This window comes from Occallatibacter sp., assembly GCF_036502485.1.
Classification (GTDB): Bacteria; Acidobacteriota; Terriglobia; order Terriglobales; family Acidobacteriaceae; genus Telmatobacter.
Genome location: NZ_DASXYM010000002.1, coordinates 23,157 through 44,648 on the forward strand (window position 1 = coordinate 23,157; position 21,492 = coordinate 44,648).

The following is a 21,492-nucleotide window of genomic DNA, read 5'->3' on the forward strand; positions in this document are numbered from 1 at the left end:
AAGGCAAAAAATGGCACAAAACATCGGCAAGGTCATCCAGATTTCCGGTCCCGCGGTGGACGTACAGTTTGAAGAAGCCACGATGCCGCCTATTTACCAGGCGCTGCGCGTCACCAGCGAAGGCTTCAACACGCCTGTGCCCATCAACGTGATTCTTGAGGTCCAGCAGCATCTCGGCGAGGGCCGCGTCCGCACCGTCGCAATGGAAGACACCAACGGCATGGTGCGCGGCATGAACGCCATCGACCTCGGCGGCCCGATCCGGGTTCCAGTGGGCAAGCAGACGCTGGGCCGCGTGCTCAACGTGATCGGCGATCCTGTCGACGAGCTGGGCCCGGTGGGCGAAACGATCCGCATGCCCATTCATCGCCCTGCTCCGGCATTCGATGAGCAGTCCACCCGCGAGGAGATGTTCGAGACCGGCATCAAGGTCATCGATCTGATCCAGCCGTTCCTGAAGGGCGGCAAGATCGGTCTGTTCGGCGGCGCCGGCGTGGGCAAAACCGTCGTCATCATGGAGCTCATCAACAACGTCGCCAAGAACCACGGTGGCTTCTCCGTGTTCGCCGGCGTAGGCGAGCGCACCCGCGAGGGCAATGATCTTTGGCTCGAAATGTCCGAGTCCGGCGTCATCAAGCCCGGCAAGTGGGAAGAGTCGAAGTGCGCGCTGGTCTATGGCCAGATGACCGAGCCGCCTGGAGCCCGTCTGCGCGTGGCTCTGACCGGGCTCACCGTGGCCGAGTACTTCCGCGACGTGGAAGGCGCCGACACCCTGCTCTTCATCGATAACATTTTCCGCTTCACGCAGGCCGGTTCGGAGGTATCCACGTTGCTGGGCCGCATGCCCTCCGCGGTGGGTTACCAGCCCAACCTGGCAACGGAAATGGGTGAACTGCAGGAGCGTATCACTTCGACCAGCAAGGGATCTGTCACCTCGGTGCAGGCCGTCTACGTACCTGCCGACGACTTGACGGATCCGGCGCCGGCCACGACGTTTGCGCACCTCGACGCCACCACCGTGTTGAGCCGTCCGCTTTCGGAGCTCGGCATCTACCCGGCCGTCGATCCGCTGGGGTCTACCTCACGCATTCTCTCGGTGCGGGTTGTGGGCCAGGAGCATTACGACGTGGCCCAGGGCGTCAAGCGCATTCTGCAGCGCTACAAGGACCTGCAGGACATCATCGCCATCCTTGGCATCGACGAGCTTTCAGAAGAGGACAAGCTCACCGTGGCGCGCGCCCGCAAGGTGCAGAAGTTCCTCTCGCAACCGTTCCACGTGGCCGAGCAGTTCACGGGTATATCGGGACGCTATGTGAAGGTAGCCGACACGGTGCGCAGCTTCAAGGAGATCCTCGAGGGCAAGCACGACGATGTCCCCGAACAGGCGTTCTACATGCAGGGCGCCATTGAAGAAGTCCTCGCCCAGGCGGAGAAGCTGAAGGCATCGGTCTAAAGACAGCCTCTAGCTCCTAGCTTTCAGGTCGCTCTTCCCAATGCGCGGCTCAAGCTAGAAGCTAGGAGCTAGGAGCTAAGGTTTATGGCAGATACATCCAACGGACTCCGCGTACGGCTCGTGACCCCTGAGCGCATCCTGTTTGAGGCGACCGCGGATGCCGTCGAGCTTCCGGCGAAGAACGGCTACATGGAAGTGCTTTACGGCCACGCGCCGCTGCTGGCCGAGCTGGGAGCCGGCGACGTGCGCCTCCACGGAGCCACGGGCGAGCAGGTCCAGCCCGAACAGATCTTCAATGTGAGCTGGGGCTTTGTGGAAGTGCTTCCCGACCGCGTCACGATCCTGGCCAACGACGCTCTCAAGCCGCAGGAGATTGACGTCAATCGCGCCCAGCAGCAACTCGATCGAGGCACGAAGCTTTGGAACGAGGCCGGGGAAAGCGAAGAGGCGTACGATCACGCTCTCCACGTCATCAACGAAGCGGAAGCCAAGCTGGCCACGGCTCAGGAGAAGTAGCGGGCTACTAATTCCAAGCACGGCCCTGCTTCGTGCTCCGGCAGGGCCGTTTGCCGTTGCCTGGGATACGCCGGCGATCAGTTTTTGGGAGTGGCAGGCGTAGACGGGGCTTGCGGCGCGCTTCGCTTGAAGTGGATTTCCGCCGGCGGCTCTTCCTGGGGATCGGTCTGCGTCCAGGTGCCGGTGACCTCATTTCCGTCGGCGCTCACGGTGCCGTCGAACGTGCCGCGGATGTTCGCTGCGGAGCCGTTGACTTCTACCTGATCGTCTATCGCCAAGGTCAGCTTTGACCCGGTGAGCACTAAATCCTTGACCTTGATTCCGTAGACGCCTTCGTCCTTGTTGTCGAAGGTGGAGGTGACCACGCCTGCGGCACCCGCGGTGACATGCCAGGCGATATGCACTTCGTTGCCGCCGGCATTCAATGTGCCCTCCCACTCACCCACCAGGCTCGACTGGCCGAAGCATTGTGCTGCAAAAGCCAGCGCGGCCAGCAGGCAGAAGCCGATACTCAAGCGCCCGAGTTTACCCATGATTCTTTCCTTTCCCGCAGACCGTTCTGGCCGGCTGCACCTGTAGATGAAATCCCTCAGGATTCAGGGAGAATTACGCACCGCTGCCCACTTTGGTTCAATGAGCCGCTCACGCCACTGTGCAACCTGACCTGGCAGCGCCTAAAATGCTGAATGAAATGGCCAAGCAGAGCAAACAATCCGTTGTGCAGACGTTTGAAGTGGCATGTCCCGACTGCGGGGCGATGCTCAAGATCGATGCGGCCACAGGTCTGGTGATCACCCACACCCCGGCGCCGCGCAAACGCATGTTTGAGGACCTGGAGACCGCGGCCAAAGCCATGCGCGAACGGGACGAGAGAGCCGAATCGATCTTCCGCCAGAGCGTAGACGCCGAGAAGAACAAGGCCGATCTGCTCGAAAAGAAGTTTGCCGAGGCGCTGAAGAAGGCCAAGGACGCCCCCGAGGGCAAGCCGCTGCGCGAGTTCGATCTGGATTAACCGGGGACTGAGCCTGGGCTGAGCCGCTGAGATTGGGGCCGGACTGCAGGGCGGAGGACCACGGGCGGCACCAGCCGCGCATCTTTTCTGGTCGGTGGCGGGCGTAGAAGTATTCGAAGGTTCAGCTGAGGCTTCAGAAGCTATGAAAAAGGAGCGCCAGGACGTGTCAAAGGCTCGGAAAGCATCCCACAGGGGCTAAAGACCCTCTCATTTTAAGCAGCTTATCGGCACGACTGAAGTCGTGTCCTTGCACAAGCAAGTGCCACAGGAGTTTTTCAGAGGCCGGATTCAGTCCGGGCCACATTCTGGTTCCGCCGAAGCCGTTGGGATCGCGGGACGTCAGCCATAAGGAGAGAACATGAGTGCTGTAGCGCTACCCACCAGGAGTTCTATTCAGCAGCATACGGAATCAGCCATGGAAAGTTTGAAGAACCCGGATTGGTTGCGCATCGGAGTGGGCGCAAGCCTTCTTACCGGATCTCTGCTTCTGCTCACCGGCAACCGCAAAGCTGGCCTGCTGGTGACGGTGGCCGGAACGGCATTGGCGATGCTTGAGCACAAGGAAGTGGTCGCAGAGTGGTGGGAGGCGCTGCCGCAGCACCTTGAAAAAGCGCAGACCATGCTGGAGCAGACGCAGCACACCATCGACGACCTGACTCAAAAGCGGGACAAGATCTTCTCGATGTTCGGGAAGTAGTCAGCCACGTTAGATTCCGAGTTGGCGCCGCCCTGCCTCGCTGATGCGGTGCGGCGTCCACTTCGGCTCCCAGACCAGGTTGACGTCGACCTTGGAGATGTCGGGGATGCTCGCCAGCCGGTTGTGGACCTGTTCAAAGATGAGGCCGCTGGCCGGGCATTGGGGGGTGGTCAGGGTCATGGTTACCTTGACCCATTGGCGCGGCCACTTCGGGGTGGAGTCGGGATCGGGCCCGGTCTCGACGGCGTAGACCAGGCCGAGGTCGACAAGGTTCAGCTTGACCTCGGGGTCAAAGCAGTCGCGGAGGGCGGTCAGGATTTCGGTCTCTGAGAGCATCGTGCTCTAGTTCTTTCGCTCCACCAGGTACTGCGCGACGGATTTGAGCCCGTCAGCCCGGGTGCCGTAGGTGGCAATTGCCGCGAAGGCCTCATCAATCAGCGAGGCGGCGTCGCGTTCGCTCTGCTCGATGCCGAAGACCGCCGGCCAAGTCGCCTTCTCGGTAGCGAGGTCCTTTCCGGCGGTCTTGCCTAGCTGTTCGGAATCGACGGTCATGTCCAGCACGTCATCCACAATCTGGAAGGCCAGCCCCGCCTTGCGGCCGAAGGTGTCGAGGCGCGCCACATCCTCATCGGTAGCGCCGGCGTAAATGCCGCCTGCGACCACGCTGACGCGGATTAAAGCGCCGGTCTTGGCGCGATGGATGGCTTCGACGAGTTCGGGCGTGGGCTTCTGGTGCTCGCTTTCAATGTCGAGCACCTGCCCGCCGATCATGCCGTCGACCGTGCCCACCGCGTTGGCGATGAGCCCGATGATCTTGACCGCAGCCGGGGGAGGACACTGCAGGCCGGCCAGCACTTCAAAGGCGCGGGTCTGCAGGGCGTCGCCGGCCAGGATGGCAATGGCCTCGCCGAAGGCCACGTGGCAGGTGGGCTTGCCGCGGCGCAGGTCGTCATTGTCGAGGGCGGGCAGATCGTCGTGAATCAGCGAGTAAGTGTGCAGCATCTCGAGCGCTGCGCCCAGATTCTCAATTCCGGCCGGCACCTTGCCGGCAATCGTCGCCGCGGCCTGCATGGCGAGCACCGGCCGCAGCCGCTTGCCACCCGCGAAGGTGGAATGCCGCATGGCGCCGTGAATTGAGTTCGGCACGGTATCCGAACTTGGAATCAGGGCCTCAAGCGCGCGGTCGGTAAGCTCTGCGCCCTCGTGAATCAGCGTCTTTACATCGACTGGCATTTGTTTCATTTTATCCGAGCGCGGGAACGCCGGCGCGTCAGCGCACAAAGGGCCAGCAACAGTGCCGCGGCACCGAGGCTGATCCAGCGGCCCCGCGTCGCATCCGGCGTGGATTGCCAGTCTGCATCGATAGCTACCGGGCCCGCGGAGACCGGGAGGACGATCAGGCCGTCCTCGCGGCTACCCAAGTCGGTAGCGTGGCGGCCGTTCAGGGTCACATCCCACGCCGGATACCGACGCAGACGCAGCACAAGATATCCAGGGGCGGGCATCTGGCCGCGCGCGCTCCAGTGGCGGGCGTCGGCGCGAGCCGGTTCGGCGATCGCCGTGACGCAACTGCCCTGCTTCGCGGCCCATGAAGGCTGCGCATCGTCGGGCGAGGACTTGCCTAGTTGCTGCTTTGGATCGTGGACCAAGCAGCCTGCGGGCAGATTGGAGGCGACCAGGGAATTGTCGGCGCGTGCAGGAGCGTACTCGTCGGTTCCCTGGAACCCGTCGCCGGCGTGATAGTCCTCCAGCATGCCGGGGATGGCGTCGTACTGATCGCAGGCCTCGAAAAAGGTGCGGCCGGCGAAGACCGCGAGTCCCACAAACCCAAGCGCGCTTACCCCGATGACGAGATTGCGACGTGCGCGCTCAGCGGGCCACATCGCCGCAGCCAGGAAGATGCCCAGGGGCGCCGTCAGCACCACGAGCCAGCGCCACGGAAACTGCAGAAAGCGCATCTTCGGCAGCAGATCCCATAGCGGCAAGCTGAGCGGGAGCTGCAGCACCAGCACAGCCGCGGGGATCAGCGCCAGCGGCAGCCACCAAGTCCGGCCGCCGGGCAACGCGCGTCGGCGCCAGGCCAGGAGCAGCGCAACTGCGATTGCCAACAGCATGCCGGTTGCAATCCATGAAACACGGTGCAGCTCGGCATCATGCAGGGCGAGTTGCGGATCGGCGTGATGGCCGAAGAGGAAGCTGTTCTGAATCTTCTCGCCGGGATCTTCCGTGGCCTGGCGGATGTCGACCCATTTCTGTTCGGCGGCGGCCGGCAGCAGATAGAACGCGGCGAGGGCCAGTCCGACGGTTGCGCCGAAAAAGGCGCGGAGCACGGGAACGCAGGTCCGCCGGGTCGCGGAAACAGCGACAGCAAAGGCAGCCAGCAGATAGCACGCCATCACGCCTAGAGGTGCATTCGACAGCCAGGACGCGGCGATGACGAGCGTCAGGCCTGCGGCCGACGAGTCGAAAATCCGAGCCCAGAAATTCCCCTGCTCTCCCTGGCGCAGAACCAGCAGGAGGAGCAGCGGAATCCAGATGCCGCCCGCGAGCTCGGCGAATGCGGACCGTTCGTAGACCGAATAGAGGGTGTATCCGGAGAAGATCGCAATGCATCCGGCGAGGGTCGCGGCGCCTAAGGGCAGTGCCTGCCGCGCCAGCGCACGTGTGGCCAGGCCAGTGCCCGTCAGCAGCAGAAACGTCATGGCGGGCGGAACCCAGATCCAAGGCAGCACGGCACCTAACGCCGCCCCCAGCATCCACGTCAGCGGCGGATAGAAGACGAAGCGGGGCTCCCCGGCGTTGTAGTTGGGCGTGGTGGCCCAGTGCGGATAGAAGATGCCGTGCCGCCAGCTAGCGAGGGCGTCGATCCATGAGACGAGATGAAAGTCGAAGTCGTGGCCGCAGGAGGTTCCGCGGATGATCTGAGGGAGGACGGCGAGGGCCGCGGTGAGCGCAATGTATAGTGGTCCCATCCACCGCCGCGTGCGCGGAATTTCTTGTCCGCCATTTCCCTTGTGGCCTTGGTCCATGCCGCTCATGGATTCAATCGGAGCGTGTTCCGCGTGTTTGCCGCCACCGCCGTATCGCTGAAGGGCAGCGCAAACGTAGTGCCGTTGTACCAGTCGTTCCACTGGTCGCGGAAGTGCGGACTGTAGGGATTGCTGCTCTGTCCGAGCACGATGTTTTCAGTCGAGCCGTCGACGTTGCTCCAGTCCATGGTGAAGCGCTGCGAGGGGCCCAGCGTTCGCCCCACCTGTTTGACGGTGGTGCCATCGCCGCTCATGGGCTGCGGACCGGTGCCGGCGAATTTCCTGAGGAACGGCAGCATGCCGGAGAGCGGATGCTCGATGTCCATGACGTGCCAGCTCCCGTAGGCCCACTGGCTCACGTCGCTGGGCGCTTTCCCTTTGGCCATGCCGCGGCGCACGGCTTCAGTGAGCAGGTCGTCCCAGCTCTTGTATTCATGCGGCAGCCACTCACTGGAGCCGTGCATGATGATCTCTTCCTGTGCGAAGTTGGATTCCTGCCAGCGATAATCGTCGGTCAGCTCGCCGAGCTTCGGCTCCAGGACCAACGGCCAAAGGGCGTGGCGCGTCTGATCGACGAGGGAAGCCGCGGCCGAATCGGTGGCCAGCTTGCCGTCCCAGCTGCGCATCAGGTCCGCGGCCTTCTTGAGGCGGTCATCCGCCTTGCTGGCGTGATCTATGGCATAGGCAAACCGGTGCGCCAGTTCCTGGTCCACTTCGCTGTAGATATCGGTCTGCACGGCGATCATGTCCTTTGGCGTGAGCCCGTCCCGGCCCTGCAGCGACTTGTAAATGCGCTCTGCGCGGTAGGGTTCGATCCACTCCAGCGAGAGCGGATACGGCGACTTCTCCGTTGTCACGCGCGAGTTGGCTGTGGCCAGGAAACCCGAGGGAGGATCGAAGGCGTTGGGCATGCCTTCAAACGGAATGTAGCCCTGCCACTCGCGCCCGCTGTCGCCGGCCGCAACCGGCTTGGCCTGCAGTCCCGCCGGGCGCATGGGCACCCGGCCCACAGCATGATAAGCAATGTGGCCCTGATCGTCGGCGTAGACGACGTTCTGCGTGGGCCAGCACCACTGCCCGATGGCGGCCGAAAACTCCGCCCAATTTTGCGCGGTGTTCATTGCATAGATGGGCAGGCCGTTCAGCGCGGCGTCGTAGATGGTCCACTTCAGCGCCACGGGCTCGTTCAGCGGCTTGGCGAACATGGGATTCAGCAGCGGGCCGTGTGCCGTGGACTGCACATCGACGGTGACGTCTTTGCCGCCGCGCACGTGAATGGTTTCGTGATCCACGGCGAGAGGTTTCCAGGAGCCGTCGGCGGCCTGGTAATTGCCTTTGCCGTCGAGGTGCTCATGATAGAGGTCCTGCACATCGGCCATCAGCGCGGTGAATCCCCAAGCCACATGCTCGTTGTGTCCGGCGATAATCCAGGGCACGCCGGGCAGCGCTACGCCCGCCGCATGGTAGCCCGGCGCCTTGAGGTCAGCCATGTACCAGATGTTCGGCTCGGTGAGCATGAGGTGCATGTCGTTCGCGAGCAGGGGCTTTCCGCTTGCCGTGTGCTTGCCGCTGACCACCCAGTTGTTGGAGCCCGAGACGCAGCCGGAGCAGTCGGGCAGGCCGAGCATGGTGCGAAGGGCGCGGATATCGACCGGCTCTATCTCGTTCCGTTGTTCCCTCGTGGCCTTGTTCCCTGCGGTTCTCGTCCCCGGTCGCTGGTCCCTGATGCCTGCAGTCGTGTTGTCCTCGTCTTCATCCGTCACTGGCGGCGGGTTGACTTCGGGCTGCGTCAGGTCAATGACTTCCCCTGTGGGCGGATGATCCCTCCACGATCCCACGGGGTACAACTGCGATTCGAGCTGCGCCCCGTTCGGCAAGCTGTTCAGCTTGGCGGCGATTTGTTCCCTCACCAGCTTGGTATCCCAGTGGGTGTCGAGCATGTCCATCATCATGGTTCCCACGCTCATCGAGTCCACACCCGACCATGGTGAGGGCTTGTACATCAACAGCTTGAACTCGGCAGGCAGATCGTTGGGGTGCTGCGCGATGAAGGCGTTCACGCCTTTGGAATAGTCGTCGAGCCAGCGCTTGTCCTGTGCGTCGAGGCCGGCGCACATGCGCTCCGCCACCTTCCGAAACCGCAGCACGCGCTGCGCGCGGTCATGCGCGACCATTGAGGAGCCCAGCACCTCAGCCAGTTCGCCATAGGCGTTGCGGCGGTACATGTCCATTTGCCACAGGCGGTCCTGGGCGACGATGTAGCCCTGCGCGAAGAAGAGATCGTCCTGCGTCGCCGCCTCGATGTGGGGAACGCCATGCGCATCGCGCCGCACGAGTACCGGCGCGGACAGGCCGGATACTTGGATTTTGCCATCAAGCTGCGGGAGCGCGGCCCTGGCGGAGGCGCGCAGCCAGAAAATGCCGCCAATGGCGAGCACCGCAACCAGCAGCACCAACACGGCAAGGGCGCCAAGCAAAGTACGCAGCCACCGCCGGCTGGAGCGCGGTGGGACAGAGGAATCGTCTACAGGCGAACTTTCAAACGCGCTGATGCGTGCCATGGGTCAACAACAGGATACCGCCGGAGGCTTACGGCGTTGAGGCGACAGGCGCGGCGATTTTCAGGAGGGTTCTCTGACGTGTGTAGTAAGTCAGCGTCATGCCCGGATCGATGCCGACGTCATGCTCAGGAGGCTTCTTGTGATGTCTCCGGACGAGATGAACCACACCCGCAACGGGAAGCACCGCCACGAACATCGCTGCGAGAACCGGGGCGGCAATGGCCACGGCCAAGACTATCCCCGGTCCGTCCTCCCATTCCTCGTTCGGGTTATACGGCACAAGACGAATCTTCTCCCCGGCTACCACCAGTTCCGGGTCGGAAAAGTCGATCACACCCGGTTGCTTTCCGCGTGCCGCCTGTGAACGCGTGATGGTCGCGGTAGCTGGGGTTCCGGCTGGCAGAACGATGACTCCGTCCGCCACTGCGTCTGACGCCAGCTCGAGATGGACCACATCGCCCCTGTGGTGAGTGGCTGTATTCAACGGGTCGAGCAAGCGGAGCTTCACCCTGATATTCCGCGGAATCCATCGTTCCTGTGGCACGCCGCCCTCGGCCGGCGGACCTCCCTCGAACTGCAACGCCGGCATCGTCTGGCATACAGGGGCCAGCGGCGACAGCGCAACGACGGAGAGCATAAAGGCAATCCTGAGCAGTTTCATACGCTGCCTCCTTCTACGGAAGTCTTTGCGGACCTGCCGAGGGTGTTCTCCGGGCGAAGCGGGGCCGATACACCACCGTTACCCACCGCTCATCCGGCTGCGACAGCGCCATTGGCGCTCCGACGGCGCCGGTGATCACTGCGCCGATCGCGCCGATTCCGGCCGCGCGGCCTGCACTTGCGCCGTGGGTTGCGGCAAGCCCCACCAGGGTGCCGCCCGCGATCATGGCCCCCACCAGTCCGGGGTGCCAGTTTTTCTTCAGGATCGTGGCCTCGACGCTGACTACGCTGGACCGCTCGAACTGCCACCCGGTTCCCCCAGGGCTCTCCGGCGCATCGCAGAACAGCGCATCATTGGTAGCCGCGGCAAAGCGGCAGGGTATGGGTGGCCCATAAGTGCTGGAGACCACAATCAGCACGCCCACGGGAAGGCGCTCAATCTTCTGCCACTGCCCATCAGGAGGCGTGATAGACGGCGGCACAGATTGACCTCGCGGAGGCTGCGATTGACCATCCGCCGGCGGGGGCTGAACCGAACGCTGTCCTTGTCCCGTTGGCGTGGCAGGAGCCTTCTGGCAAGCGGCCGCCAAGGGCGACAGCACAATGACGAAGAGCATGAGGGTAAAGGCGAGCTGTTTCATACGTAGCCATCGTAGGGAGGGTGATGGCTTGTGAAGTGCGTGACTGGGACAGTTCCGCGGCTGTCACAGTCACGGGGGGACGAAGATAGCGAGTTAGCGAGTCAGCGGGTTAGCTAGTCGAGGTCAAGGCGGCTTCCGATGATTGAAGCTGCGCGATTGCTCCTTCGGCCAGCAGGCGGAACTCGATGGGGCGGCAGCGCTTTGGCAGGTCCGCCGCGGTCACGGCATCGCAGACGACGGCGGCGGTCTCGGCCAGGCCTCGCTGCCAGCCGGACTTGGATGCGTTGCACACGATGAGGCTTTCCGGGGCGATCCCGGCGGCGATCAGCATGGTGCGGGCGATTCGCTGGAACTCCGACCAGCGCGAGGCGATCCCCACCAGCACCCCTGCGGGCGCAGGGAGATATTGGCCCAGCGCAGGGGCCACGGGATGGACCTGAAGCACCGTCAATTCCGATCCGGCAGGCAGCAGCTTGCGGACGGTGGAGGCTTTGCTCGGCAGGACTACGGCCATGGCCCCGTCCAGGGTTTGAGTCTGGGCGCAATCGTCGGGCGCACAGCCGGCGACGGGCAGATGCATGGCCTGCTCCATCTCGGTGATCACGATGCGGCGCAGTTCCTCGTCGGGCTCGATTACCAGCCATCGGCCGGGCGGCTCCATCTCCATCCACCGCCGCATGCGGGCGCGGATCAGATCCACTGGAGCACCGGCCCTGTGCGCCTTCCGCACCAGCTCGCCGATCAACTCATCGACGGCCAGCTGGGGCGTTCGCGGCAGTGTGGGCCGGCTGGCGCGTACATACACGCCGCTGCCGTGGCGGAATTCCAGCCAGCCATTCTGCTCCAGTTCGCGATAGGCTGCGCTGGCCGTATTGGCATGAATACCGAAGCGCCGCGCCAGCTCGCGGGTGCTGGGCAGGCGATCGCCGGGCTGCAGCTCGCTGCACAGGATTCCCAGCCGCACCTGCGTCGTCAATTGTTCCCGCAGGCTGATCTCGCCGGTTCGATTGAGCCAGAGCCGCACGCCGTCTCCTCAGCTCGCTGGCTGTTGTGCCGCGGCCGCCACGCTGGTCCGGCGCCGGCCATAAAGCGCAAGTACCGCGAGAAGCAAAAGCAGGATGACGCCCAGGACAAGGACGCTGCCTTCCGGCCCATCCGTGCCGCCGCTCCACAGGGGATTGCCCGACGGTGTGGCGGTGAGCAGATGACCCCGGGCAATGAGGCCTGAGTCCGCTGTGCCGTAGAAGTAGGTCTCCGCCCAATCCCACGAAGCGTGGCACCCAATAGCCCACCAGGCCGAGCCGGTGACGTAAACGCTCACGCAAAACACGAACCCGATCGCACCCGCAGCAAAGATCCCGATCCAGTTCTCCCCGTTATTGCCGGTGTGCACAAATCCGAACAACGCCGACGTGACCCATGCCGCCTGCCAGAAGCCACTGCGTGGCGTTTTATTCACATGGAGGATGAGGCACGGGGGCAGCCCGAGAAGCGCAATCAGGTAAACGCCCCACAACGCATTTCCTTTGGCACGTAGCAACAGCTCGATGCAGATAAGGGCGTTCACGCCCAGAGCCCACCAAAAATTGATGCCGCGCGTCAGCGTGTATTGCAGGTAGCAGCGGAAGATCCCCTCTTCACTACAGGCCACCAGCAGGAAACCCACGGCCCAAACCGCCCCATACAGCAGGATGCGTCGCCCACTGAGCGCCACGGCGCCGAAGTGCATCCAGCCGCCCAGGGCCATGGAACCCACAAGCACGGAAAGCGTCAAAAACCCCACGCACGCGCCCGCGAGGAAGTTGGTGATGGGGCGCGCGCTCCTGAGGTAATAGTCGGCCACGCGCCGCCGCTCAATCCTCGCCATTACGAAGACGGCTGAAAGCAGCGAGAGCACCTCAACTGCTTTCTCCAGTGTGCTGGAAACAGGATCGATGGTTCCTGTGCGGCTGCCGGCGTGAATGAAGGGCCCAAACAGGGCGTTGGCGATGCCTGCGAACGCAATGAGGGCGAGCGAAAGAAGCGCAATAAACAGGGCGAGCGACCAACCGGCACGGAGCCCATGGGGGCCCAGGAAAACCCAGCGAAGGTCCTTTGCTCCGGGCGCTACGACCGCGGTCTGATACTCGCTGCCCTGCGGCTCCTGATTCGGCTGCATAAGGTCTCCGGCCAGCGGCCCCTCGTTTTCCAGCGCACGCACCGGCTTCTCCGGTTCCATGCGGTCCTCCTTGCAACTGTTCTGTCGCTATCTGAGGAATGTTACCCGAAAACGGCTTGACTGCGCGGCAAGGGGCGACCCGGGCCACGGGCTGCGACATCCTGACGGCACCGGAATGCGAGTTTCGGCCATTGAAACCGCCCGCGCCTCATATTGGATACTGGATACAGATCATGTTCCATACGACTGATGACATCCGTATCCAGTGGACGAAGGTCGTCCTGCCGCCCGTTTTCCTCGAAGAGGAACGCCCCGTTACCGAAACCGCGTCGGAGACCATCTTCCACGCGCGTACTGAAATCATTGACATTCTGCACCGCCGCGACGACCGCGTCCTGGTGGTGGTGGGCCCCTGCTCGATTCACGACATCCACGCGGCCCGCGAGTATGCTGCCCTGTTGAAGGGGGCCATCGCGGAGTTCTCCCGTGATCTGTGCATCGTGATGCGGGTTTATTTCGAGAAGCCGCGTACTACGCTGGGGTGGAAGGGCCTGATCAACGATCCGCATCTCGACCAGTCCTACAAGATCAACGACGGGCTGCGCCTGGCGCGCAACCTGCTGCTGGACCTGGCGGAGATGGGTGTTCCCAGCGGCACGGAGTTCCTCGACATGATTTCGCCGCAGTACATCGCCGGCCTGGTGGCCTGGGGCGCTATCGGCGCGCGGACGACGGAGAGCCAAGTGCACCGGCAACTCGTTTCCGGAGTGAGCTGCCCGGTGGGTTTCAAGAACGGGACCTCAGGCAATGTCGATATCGCCATTGACGCGCTGCTCTCGACCGCGCATTCACACACTTTCCTGGGCCACACCAAGCATGGGCAGTCGGCCATTTTCGTTACCCGGGGTAATCCGGATACGCACATCATCCTGCGCGGCGGGCGCGGCATGGTGAACTACACGGCGCAGGCGGTGGGCGAGACCTGGGCAAAAATGCACAAAGCCGGCCTCGACCCCCGCATCATGATTGACTTCAGCCACGCCAACTCCAACAAGGATTATCGGCGTCAGGCTGTCGTGGGAGCAGACGTGGCGGCACAGATCGCGGGCGGCAACCGCGACATCATGGGCGCGATGATCGAGGGCAACCTGGTGGCCGGCGCGCAGAAGCTGGAAGAGGGCAAGCCGCTCACCTACGGGCAGAGCATTACGGACGCCTGCATCGACTGGGCGGAAACGCACAAGGTGCTGGAGCAGTTGGCGGCTGCGGTGCGGGAGCGGCGCGGCAGCTAATCTCGCGAGCGTGGGCGTGGGTGCCTCATCGAAGCTCGGCCTGGGCAGGTCGGGGCATCCGGTCTGGTACAGTTCGTGCGTATGAAAAATTCGCAGGTTCGCTGCGCTCTGTTCTTCGTCTTCATGCTTTTCGCCTTCACACCAGGGGGCGGCGCGCAGGCGCCAAGTTCGCAGGCCCCTCAGGTTCCAGACTGGGCGCAGCCTGGCTCATCCACACACCAGCAGGTGGCTCCGCCGGCGGACTTCCACCGACCCACGGTCACGTTGGACAAGCCCGTCGGCATTTTCGAGAACCAGTCCGACATCGGCGGGCCGCTGGCGCCGGGAGAGGCGAGCTTCGATCCGGTCACTAAGCAGTACACCATCCGCTCGGCGGGGTACAACATCTGGTACCAGCGCGATGAGTTCCGCTTCCTGTGGAAGAAGATGACGGGCGACGTTTCCCTTGCCGCCGACGCTTCGTTTCCCAACAAGCAGGGCTACGACGATCGCAAAGTTGTGCTGGTGATCCGCCAGAGCCTCGACGATGATGCCAAGGAAGCAGTCACCGGCGAGCACGGGACGGGCATGACGCACCTGGCGTGGCGCGCAGACAAAGGCGCGCAGATGAAGGACATGTCGTACCGGTTTGGAGGCAGCCTGACCGGCGTGCTGCCCAAACGCATCGGCATCGAGAAGCACGGCGACCAGGTTGCGCTCTTCATCAGCCTCACCGGCGAGCCGATGCACCAGTTCGGCCCGCCCATGACGCTGCACTTTGACGGGCCGTTTTATGTGGGCATCGGCTTCTGCTCGCACCTGCCAGCAACGGTGGATACAGGCGTGGCTTCGAACGTGCTGCTGGAGAACGCGGCAGGCAAGGTGCGCTAAACAGCTCCGGGGTCCGGAGGCTAGTTGGACGCTGCCGTGGACGGAGCGGACTGCGTGTGCGGTTTCCTGCGCAGAATCGCCGCCGACAGCAGCGTCATCAGCAGACCCACCGGGAGCGGCTCGAGGAATGTCATGGCCGCGTTAAACAGCGGGTTGGCGTACATCTCTTTCGCGTGCTGCATCTGCGCGGCCTTGGCCTGCAGGACGGCGGGGCTGGCGCCGGCAGCGCGGGCCTTCTCCACTACGTACACGGCGTATTTGTCGAAAAAGTCGGGCATGAAGGCGTAGTACATGATGAGCCACGAGATCACGTAGCAGGCACAGGTGATGAGCATGATGCACATGCCTACTCCGAACGCCTGCCCGAATGTGATGTATCCGGCGCGTTCGTCGTTCCGATACGACCGGACCCCGAAGTAGACCAGCAGGAACGACAACACCATGATGGTGTAGCCCACGTACATTGAGTGCTCGTACCCAATCCGGTGGGCAAAGACGAGCGAAAGAGCCATCAACCCCGAACAAATCGCGCCGGAGATGAACCCATAGGTGAGAATGATCTTTTTCATGTGCCTCCTCAGAAGTGAATCAGCTGCGATGTGACCTGACCATAGCGCGACACCCAGCGTCCGAGTCGTCATGCTTTCGGGTGATTTTGCAGTTTAGAGTTGAAAATCATACGTTTGCATGACGATCGAGTCGTGACCCTACTTCTATTGCCTGTTCCCTGATCCTGCTCGCGGTGTTTCTCACCGCAGCAGCCCGAGCTTCTTTCCCATCAGCACCGCCTCGGTCCGCCGTCGAGCCCCGAGTTTGTCGAAGGCTCGGCTGCAATGGGTCTTGACGGTGTTCTCGCTGACGAAGAGCCTTTCGGCGATTTCGCGGTTGGACAGGCCTTCGGCGACCAACTCCAAAATTTCCATTTCGCGCCGGGTGATTCCCAGATCGTCGCGCTTGTTCTGGTCAGGAACGAAGGCCATGGGATCCGGGGCGGGTACGGGTGTAGCGAGAGGGGCGGCTGCGGGTTGGTCAGGCACAGCCGCGACCCGGGAGGACCGGGTCAGCCGGATGCCCAGCCAGATTCCCAATCCGGCGAACACGGCCGCGACGAGGGCGGCGTAGATTTCTACCGAGTGGTCGATCACCAGGAACTGGTATTCCGACCAGCGCAGCAGCGCGATGAGGAGTCCGCCGACGAGGCCGCAGATGAGAATGGTCCGCTTCATTGCCTCTGAAGAGTCGAGCAGGGATATGGCCGGGAGGCTGGTGCAACGATGTTACTACGGCGCTGGAGGCCTGGTCAGCGGGTCACGCCCTGACTGCAGTCCAACTAAAATGGAAGAGCCGGGTAACGAGCATGATCAACGCCAGACGATCGGTCGCCTTCTACAACACGCTGGCCATTTTGGCCCTGGTTGTCATTCTTGCGTTTATTCGCTACTTCTACCCGAATGCCAGCGGGACGCTGTGGAACCTTGTTGTCTGCGTGGCTCTGGCGTGGGCGTGTGGCGTGGCAGTGCTTGGGGTTGTGCAGGTGGTCCGTTCCCGAAGACCATAACTGGCTCAACTATCATTAGTACGACACCCTATGACCACGGGCGGGATCTTCATCTCGGCGGGCGAGGCCAGCGGCGAAGCCTATGGCGCCCTGCTGATTGAAGAACTGCGGCGGCAGCTTTCCGCGCAGGGACGCGACCTGGGGTTCTGGGGCATGGGTGGACCGCGGATGGTGGCCGCGGGGCTGGAGCAGGTCGTCCGGGCTGAAGACATGGCGGTCATGGGCATCACCGAAGTGGTCCGCCACCTGCCGCGCATTTATCGCGAATTCCGCAGGCTGAAGGCTGCCATCCGCGAGCGCCGCCCCGCGGTCGCCGTCCTCATCGACTTCCCCGATATCCATTTCAAACTGGCCCAGGAGCTGCACGCGCTCGGTATCCCGGTCGTATTCTTTGTCAGCCCCCAGCTCTGGGCGTGGAAGAAGCACCGCATCCGGCTGGTGCAGAAATACATAGACCGCATGCTGGTGATCTTCCCGTTTGAGGAGCCGTTCTATCGAGAACGCGGGGTCAACGCCGAGTTCGTCGGGCATCCGCTGGCGGAGCTGGAGCTTCCTGTGATTTCACGCGAGGAATTCGGGGAGCGATGGGGATTGGATCCGGGCAAGACGTGGATCGGGCTGTTGCCCGGAAGCCGCGCCAAGGAGATCCGCGACAACCTGCCGGAGATGCTGGCCGCAGCCGACGAGCTTCACGTCCGCCGCCAACCCGGGCAGTACGAATTTATTCTGCCGCTGGCCCCCACCCTTACAACGGAGAAACGCGCCTGGGTGGGTCAAATGTTGCAGGACCGCGCCCTCGGCCTGCCCGTCACACTCGTGAACGATGCGCGCCCAGCGCTCCAGCACGCCCGCGCCTCCATCGTGGCCTCCGGCACGGCCACGGTGGAAGCCGCCCTCATCGGCAACCCTTTTGTTGTGGTTTACCGGGTTTCGCCCTTGACCTACGCCATCGCCAAACGCGTGGTGACCGTCCCGCACGTGGCCATGGTGAACCTGATTGCCCAAAAACGCCTGATTCCTGAGTTGATTCAGAACGACTTCACTGCATCCAATATCGTCAAGGAACTCACGCCGTTGCTACCCGACGGCCCTTCTCGACAGTCCATGATGAAAGAACTCGCGGAACTCCGCGGGGTGCTGCAGGCTCAAACGGGTGCTGGAGGGCGGGACATCGATCGCGCCCGAAGCGCAGTTGGTGGCGCGATTGCCCGAGTGGCCGAGGTGACGCTCGACTTGCTTAGGCTGGCCTCGCCGAAGTCTGCATAAACGAATACGAACCAGCCGCGCAGTCAGCGACCACAGGGTGCGGCGTCCAGGGGCAAAGGTTACAATGAGTGGCCGCGAGCCACCGCGGGTACGAGAGACGATGATGAATATTTCGAGTACGTTTCGCCGGTTTAGCTTGGGCCTTGGCCTGGTTTCCGCAGCACTATTGCTGGCCCTCTCCGCACATGCGCAGCGCAGCGAGCGCGGGCAGCTCGACATTACGGGCTACGTCATCAACGCCGAAATCGACACCCAAGCGCACCAGCTCAAAGCGGACACGACTGTGATCTTTACGGCGCCCGAGAACGCCGAGATCGTCAGCTTCGGGTTCCATCCCGCGCTCAAGGTATCCAAGATCACGGACGGCACCGGCAAGACCCTCACCGGAGAGCGCTCGGCTGACGGAACGATCCGCGTCACGCCCGCGTCGCCGATTGTGAAGGGCCAGCCCTTGCACTGGACCTTCGAGTACGAGGGCGTTATCACCGGCAATGAAGACGGACCGGTGGAAGGCTTGAAGCTGGCGGCCATACAGGAACCGATTACCTATCTGCTGTACGGCGGGCGCTGGTTCCCCACCAACGGATACGAGACGGACCGCTACACCATGGAACTGCATATGCGTGTGCCGCAGGGCATGCGCGTGTTTTCGAGCGGCGCAACCGGCTCGGCCCGTCCGGCCAAGCTGGCCAATGGCAAGCCGGCCGACCAGTATGACTTCAACTGGAAGAAGCCTGGGTTTCCGGGAACGGTGGTTGCCGGCCGCTACGTCGATGCGCCGAATGTGGGTTCCGGCAACATCAAGGTCTGGCTTACGATCAGCCACCAGCAATCCGGCAACGACCTGGCGCAGACTGCCAACAAGCAATTCGACTTTTTCACCGACAACTTCGGCGTCCCCGAGTCCAGCCACCTGAATGTTGTGGAGATTCCTGATGACACGCTTCCCGCCATCTGGGGTCCGGAGCTGGCCGGCATCATGGGTGCCCGCGTGGGCGACAAGTCCGGCATCCGCCTGCTTGCGAACACTATCGCGCATCAATGGTGGGGATCTGAGGTAAGCCCCAAGACCCTGAATGACGCCTGGATCACCAACGGCATGGCCCGCTATGGCGAGCTGATGTATGTGGAAGAAGAGAACGGCAAAAATGCCATGAAGGGCGCCCTTGAGGATGTGGCCGCGGGCGCGCTGGCGTATGACACCACGCCGCTGTCGTCGTCAGGCCGGCAAAATCCATTCTCCCCGGAGTTCCAGTCGCAGACGCTCGAGAAGGGCGCCATGATCTTCCACATGCTGCGCTGGGAGGTGGGCGACAAGGCGTTCCTGGCCACGCTTAAGGGGCTGCTCAGCCAGTACACCGACCAGGGCGTGCGCACGGTGGATCTGACCAAAGTGGCCGAGGCGCAGAGCCAGACGCAGCTCACGTCGTTCTTCGCGCAATGGGTGGACGGCACGGGCGCTCCGACCTTCACCAACAAGTACGCTGTCTATCGCCTCGGTAACAACAAGGGGTTCCGCACCATTGGCGAGATCAATCAGGACCTGGACCTGTTCCGCATGCCGGTCGACCTGCGCGTGGAAACGGACGGCAAGACGGTTGACCAGAAGGTTGACGTGGTCGGGACCGATTCTCAATATGTAGTGGACACGTTCGGCCGGCCGCGCCGGATCGCGATCGACCCCGGCGACTGGGTGCTGAAGTCCTCGCCCAACCTTCAGGTGCGCATCGCGATCCTGAAAGGCCAGCAGCTTGTGGCGCAGGGCGATCTGGTGGGTGCGCTGGGTGAGTATCAGAAGGCGCTTCAGGCCAACCCGCAAAGCTCGCTTGCCAGCTACCGGATCGGCGAGGTCCTGTTCCAGCAGCGCAACTTCCAGGCCGCGGTGAACTCTTATCGCGACGCGCTGCGCGGAGATAACGAACCGCGCTGGACCGAGGTCTGGGCGCACATCGAGTTGGGCAAGATCTTCGATTGCACCGGCCAGAGGGACCGCGCGGTGAATGAATACCGGCTGGCAGTGCAGACGAACGACAATACTCAGGGGGCGCTGAACGAGGCACGACAGGATCTGACGAAGCCGTATGCGTGCAAGGCGGAGGAGTAGCGGGGGGAGTTCAGACGGCGTAGTTCACGGTTCAGGGCAGACGAACTATGAACTACGAACTGGCTTTTACATCTCGCGCGCGCGCTCGACCGCCCGGATCACGGCGCGGGCCTTATTGATCGACTCTTCGTACTCTTTCTCCGGGACTGAGTCCGCGACGATGCCGGCCCCGGCCTGAACGCTTCCCTTCCCGTCCTTCACCATCAGCGAGCGGATGGCGATGCAGGAGTCGAGATTGCCGGAAAAATCCGCGTAGAGAATGGCGCCGCCGTAGGTTCCGCGGCGCGCGGGTTCCAGCTCTTCGATGATTTCCATGGCGCGCACCTTCGGCGCTCCTGATAGCGTACCGGCCGGGAAGCACGCCCGCAGCGCGTCAACCGCGGTGAGTTCCTTGCGGAGCTTGCCTTCAATGCTGCTGACGATGTGCATGACGTGGCTGTAGCGCTCGACGAACATGAGGCGGTCCACCTTTACGGTGCCGTACTCGCTGACGCGGCCGACGTCGTTGCGGCCCAGGTCGACCAGCATCACGTGCTCGGCGCGCTCCTTTTCGTCGTGCAGCATCTCGTCGGCGAGCGCCTGGTCTTCCTTGTCATTGGCGCCGCGCGGCCGCGTGCCGGCAATCGGTCGATACTCCACATTCCGATTGTGCACGCGTACCAGCAGCTCCGGTGATGAGCCTGCCACTTCAATCGTGCTCGCCTTCGGCTGTTTTCTGCCCGGCTTCTGCTTTGGCGCGGCGCCCAGCGGGCCATCGGTGGCGAAGCGCAGGAAATACATGTACGGGCTGGGGTTCACGTTGCGCAGAGCGCGATAGACCTGGAACGTATCCACGCCCGGCTCCACGTCGAACCGCTGCGAGAGCACCACCTGAAACGCGTCGCCGGCGGCAATGTACTCCTTGGTGCTCGCGACGGCGGCTAGATAATCACGTTTGCGGGTGCGATCCTTCACCTTCAGCTTGCCGGGCCTGGCGGCACGCAGCTTTGGAAGCGGCTGGCTCAAGCGCTTCTCCAGGCGGTTGAGCCGCTTGACGCCCCGGTCATACGCATCCGCGGGCCTGGCGACACTCAGGTCGGCGGTCACGATGAGCCATATTTGCTTGCGCACGTGATCGAACGCCAGCACCTCATCGAAAAACAGCAAACACGCGTCGGGGATCTGCAGTTCGTCCGCGGTTGTCTCCGGCAGCCGCTCGATTTGCCGCACGGCATCGTAGGCGAAGTACCCTACCGCACCGGCGGTGAATGGAGGCAGATCGCGCAGCCGTGCCGGCTTGTGTCCGCCCAGAGCGTCGCGCAGGAGGGCGAAGACATCGCCTTCGAGATGCGTCGTCTTCCGACCCTGGGTGATGGCAAGCTGCCGTCCGCGCGCCACAATGCGCTTGTAGGGATTGAGCCCGATGAAGGTATAGCGCCCCACCTGCTCGCCGCCTTCCACGGACTCCAGCAGGAAGCACTCCTTCTCCGCCCACGCGGCCCGCAGAAAAGCCGACACCGGCGTCTCGAGGTCAGCGGTCAGCGTGCGGCAGACAGGAACGAGCGTATGTTCCTTCGCGAGAGCGAGGAATTCCTTGCGGCTGGGATGTATCTGGTCAGCAGAAGTCACCCTGCCAGTTTAGCGGAAGGGGTTTGGGAAACTGTGGTGATCGGGTGATCAGGTGTTCGGGTGATCT

Annotated in this window: 21 protein-coding genes; 9 read left to right on the forward strand and 12 right to left on the reverse strand. The window is 63.0% G+C overall.

The window, feature by feature from the left end; all coding sequences use genetic code 11:
* The first annotated feature begins 10 nt into the window (after positions 1–10).
* Complete coding sequence (gene atpD, locus VGL22_RS00195; protein ID WP_465264851.1) at positions 11–1,453, forward strand: F0F1 ATP synthase subunit beta; 1,443 nt, start codon at positions 11–13, stop codon at positions 1,451–1,453.
* 84 nt (positions 1,454–1,537) lie between these two features.
* Positions 1,538–1,969 (forward strand): ATP synthase F1 subunit epsilon, encoded by a 432-nt coding sequence (atpC, locus tag VGL22_RS00200; protein ID WP_465264852.1) that lies wholly within the window; start codon positions 1,538–1,540, stop codon positions 1,967–1,969.
* 77 nt (positions 1,970–2,046) lie between these two features.
* Here the strand turns inward: atpC and VGL22_RS00205 are convergent, their stop codons facing one another.
* A complete protein-coding gene (locus tag VGL22_RS00205) occupies positions 2,047–2,502 on the reverse strand; it encodes a hypothetical protein (protein ID WP_465264853.1) in 456 nt (151 codons plus the stop codon).
* A gap of 146 nt (positions 2,503–2,648) precedes the next feature.
* Between VGL22_RS00205 and VGL22_RS00210 the strand changes: the two genes are divergently transcribed.
* Both VGL22_RS00210 and VGL22_RS00215 read left to right on the forward strand, forming a co-directional pair.
* Positions 2,649–2,981, forward strand: a complete 333-nt coding sequence (locus tag VGL22_RS00210) for a hypothetical protein (RefSeq protein WP_465264854.1) — start codon at positions 2,649–2,651, stop codon at positions 2,979–2,981.
* 415 nt (positions 2,982–3,396) lie between these two features.
* The gene (locus VGL22_RS00215) at positions 3,397–3,678 is read left to right on the forward strand and encodes a hypothetical protein (protein ID WP_465264855.1); all 282 of its coding nucleotides are present in this window, start codon (positions 3,397–3,399) and stop codon (positions 3,676–3,678) included.
* 9 nt (positions 3,679–3,687) lie between these two features.
* Here VGL22_RS00215 and VGL22_RS00220 read toward each other — a convergent pair whose 3' ends face one another.
* The 8 genes from VGL22_RS00220 to VGL22_RS00255 all read right to left on the reverse strand — a co-directional run bounded on the left by VGL22_RS00220 (position 3,688) and on the right by VGL22_RS00255 (position 12,787).
* A complete protein-coding gene (locus VGL22_RS00220; protein ID WP_465264856.1) occupies positions 3,688–4,014 on the reverse strand; it encodes a metal-sulfur cluster assembly factor in 327 nt (108 codons plus the stop codon).
* Between the two features lie 6 nt (positions 4,015–4,020).
* Positions 4,021–4,911: a polyprenyl synthetase family protein gene (locus VGL22_RS00225; RefSeq protein WP_465264857.1), complete on the reverse strand. Its 891-nt coding sequence runs from the start codon at positions 4,909–4,911 to the stop codon at positions 4,021–4,023.
* A 5-nt stretch (positions 4,912–4,916) separates the two neighbouring features.
* Positions 4,917–6,716: a 6-pyruvoyl-tetrahydropterin synthase-related protein gene (locus VGL22_RS00230; protein ID WP_465264858.1), complete on the reverse strand. Its 1,800-nt coding sequence runs from the start codon at positions 6,714–6,716 to the stop codon at positions 4,917–4,919.
* The gene (locus VGL22_RS00235; RefSeq protein ID WP_465264859.1) at positions 6,713–9,268 is read right to left on the reverse strand and encodes a penicillin acylase family protein; all 2,556 of its coding nucleotides are present in this window, start codon (positions 9,266–9,268) and stop codon (positions 6,713–6,715) included. The genes VGL22_RS00230 and VGL22_RS00235 overlap by 4 nt, the downstream gene beginning before the upstream one ends.
* Before the next feature lie 28 nt (positions 9,269–9,296).
* A complete protein-coding gene (locus VGL22_RS00240; RefSeq protein ID WP_465264860.1) occupies positions 9,297–9,929 on the reverse strand; it encodes a hypothetical protein in 633 nt (210 codons plus the stop codon).
* A 13-nt stretch (positions 9,930–9,942) separates the two neighbouring features.
* On the reverse strand, positions 9,943–10,569 hold the full coding sequence (locus tag VGL22_RS00245) for a hypothetical protein (protein WP_465264861.1): 627 nt from the start codon (positions 10,567–10,569) through the stop codon (positions 9,943–9,945).
* Between the two features lie 109 nt (positions 10,570–10,678).
* The gene (locus tag VGL22_RS00250) at positions 10,679–11,593 is read right to left on the reverse strand and encodes a GntR family transcriptional regulator (RefSeq protein WP_465264862.1); all 915 of its coding nucleotides are present in this window, start codon (positions 11,591–11,593) and stop codon (positions 10,679–10,681) included.
* Between the two features lie 9 nt (positions 11,594–11,602).
* Entirely contained in the window at positions 11,603–12,787 is a 1,185-nt protein-coding gene (locus VGL22_RS00255; RefSeq protein ID WP_465264863.1) for a lysostaphin resistance A-like protein, read from the reverse strand.
* 173 nt (positions 12,788–12,960) lie between these two features.
* Here VGL22_RS00255 and VGL22_RS00260 point away from each other — a divergent pair, with 173 nt between their 5' ends.
* A complete protein-coding gene (locus tag VGL22_RS00260; protein ID WP_465264864.1) occupies positions 12,961–14,019 on the forward strand; it encodes a 3-deoxy-7-phosphoheptulonate synthase in 1,059 nt (352 codons plus the stop codon).
* Between the two features lie 81 nt (positions 14,020–14,100).
* A complete protein-coding gene (locus VGL22_RS00265) occupies positions 14,101–14,889 on the forward strand; it encodes a biopolymer transporter Tol (protein ID WP_465264865.1) in 789 nt (262 codons plus the stop codon).
* A gap of 20 nt (positions 14,890–14,909) precedes the next feature.
* Here the strand turns inward: VGL22_RS00265 and VGL22_RS00270 are convergent, their stop codons facing one another.
* Positions 14,910–15,458: a DUF4199 domain-containing protein gene (locus VGL22_RS00270; protein ID WP_465264866.1), complete on the reverse strand. Its 549-nt coding sequence runs from the start codon at positions 15,456–15,458 to the stop codon at positions 14,910–14,912.
* A 180-nt stretch (positions 15,459–15,638) separates the two neighbouring features.
* A complete protein-coding gene (locus tag VGL22_RS00275; protein ID WP_465264867.1) occupies positions 15,639–16,115 on the reverse strand; it encodes a helix-turn-helix transcriptional regulator in 477 nt (158 codons plus the stop codon).
* A gap of 131 nt (positions 16,116–16,246) precedes the next feature.
* Between VGL22_RS00275 and VGL22_RS00280 the strand changes: the two genes are divergently transcribed.
* The 3 genes from VGL22_RS00280 to VGL22_RS00290 all read left to right on the forward strand — a co-directional run bounded on the left by VGL22_RS00280 (position 16,247) and on the right by VGL22_RS00290 (position 19,817).
* On the forward strand, positions 16,247–16,447 hold the full coding sequence (locus VGL22_RS00280) for a hypothetical protein (RefSeq protein WP_465264868.1): 201 nt from the start codon (positions 16,247–16,249) through the stop codon (positions 16,445–16,447).
* A gap of 30 nt (positions 16,448–16,477) precedes the next feature.
* A complete protein-coding gene (gene lpxB, locus VGL22_RS00285; protein WP_465264869.1) occupies positions 16,478–17,713 on the forward strand; it encodes a lipid-A-disaccharide synthase in 1,236 nt (411 codons plus the stop codon).
* A 100-nt stretch (positions 17,714–17,813) separates the two neighbouring features.
* Positions 17,814–19,817, forward strand: a complete 2,004-nt coding sequence (locus VGL22_RS00290; protein WP_465264870.1) for a M1 family aminopeptidase — start codon at positions 17,814–17,816, stop codon at positions 19,815–19,817.
* A 66-nt stretch (positions 19,818–19,883) separates the two neighbouring features.
* On the opposite strand, the gene trpE is transcribed toward VGL22_RS00290, so the two are convergent.
* Positions 19,884–21,425: an anthranilate synthase component I gene (gene trpE / locus VGL22_RS00295; protein WP_465264871.1), complete on the reverse strand. Its 1,542-nt coding sequence runs from the start codon at positions 21,423–21,425 to the stop codon at positions 19,884–19,886.
* Between the last annotated feature and the right edge of the window lie 67 nt (positions 21,426–21,492).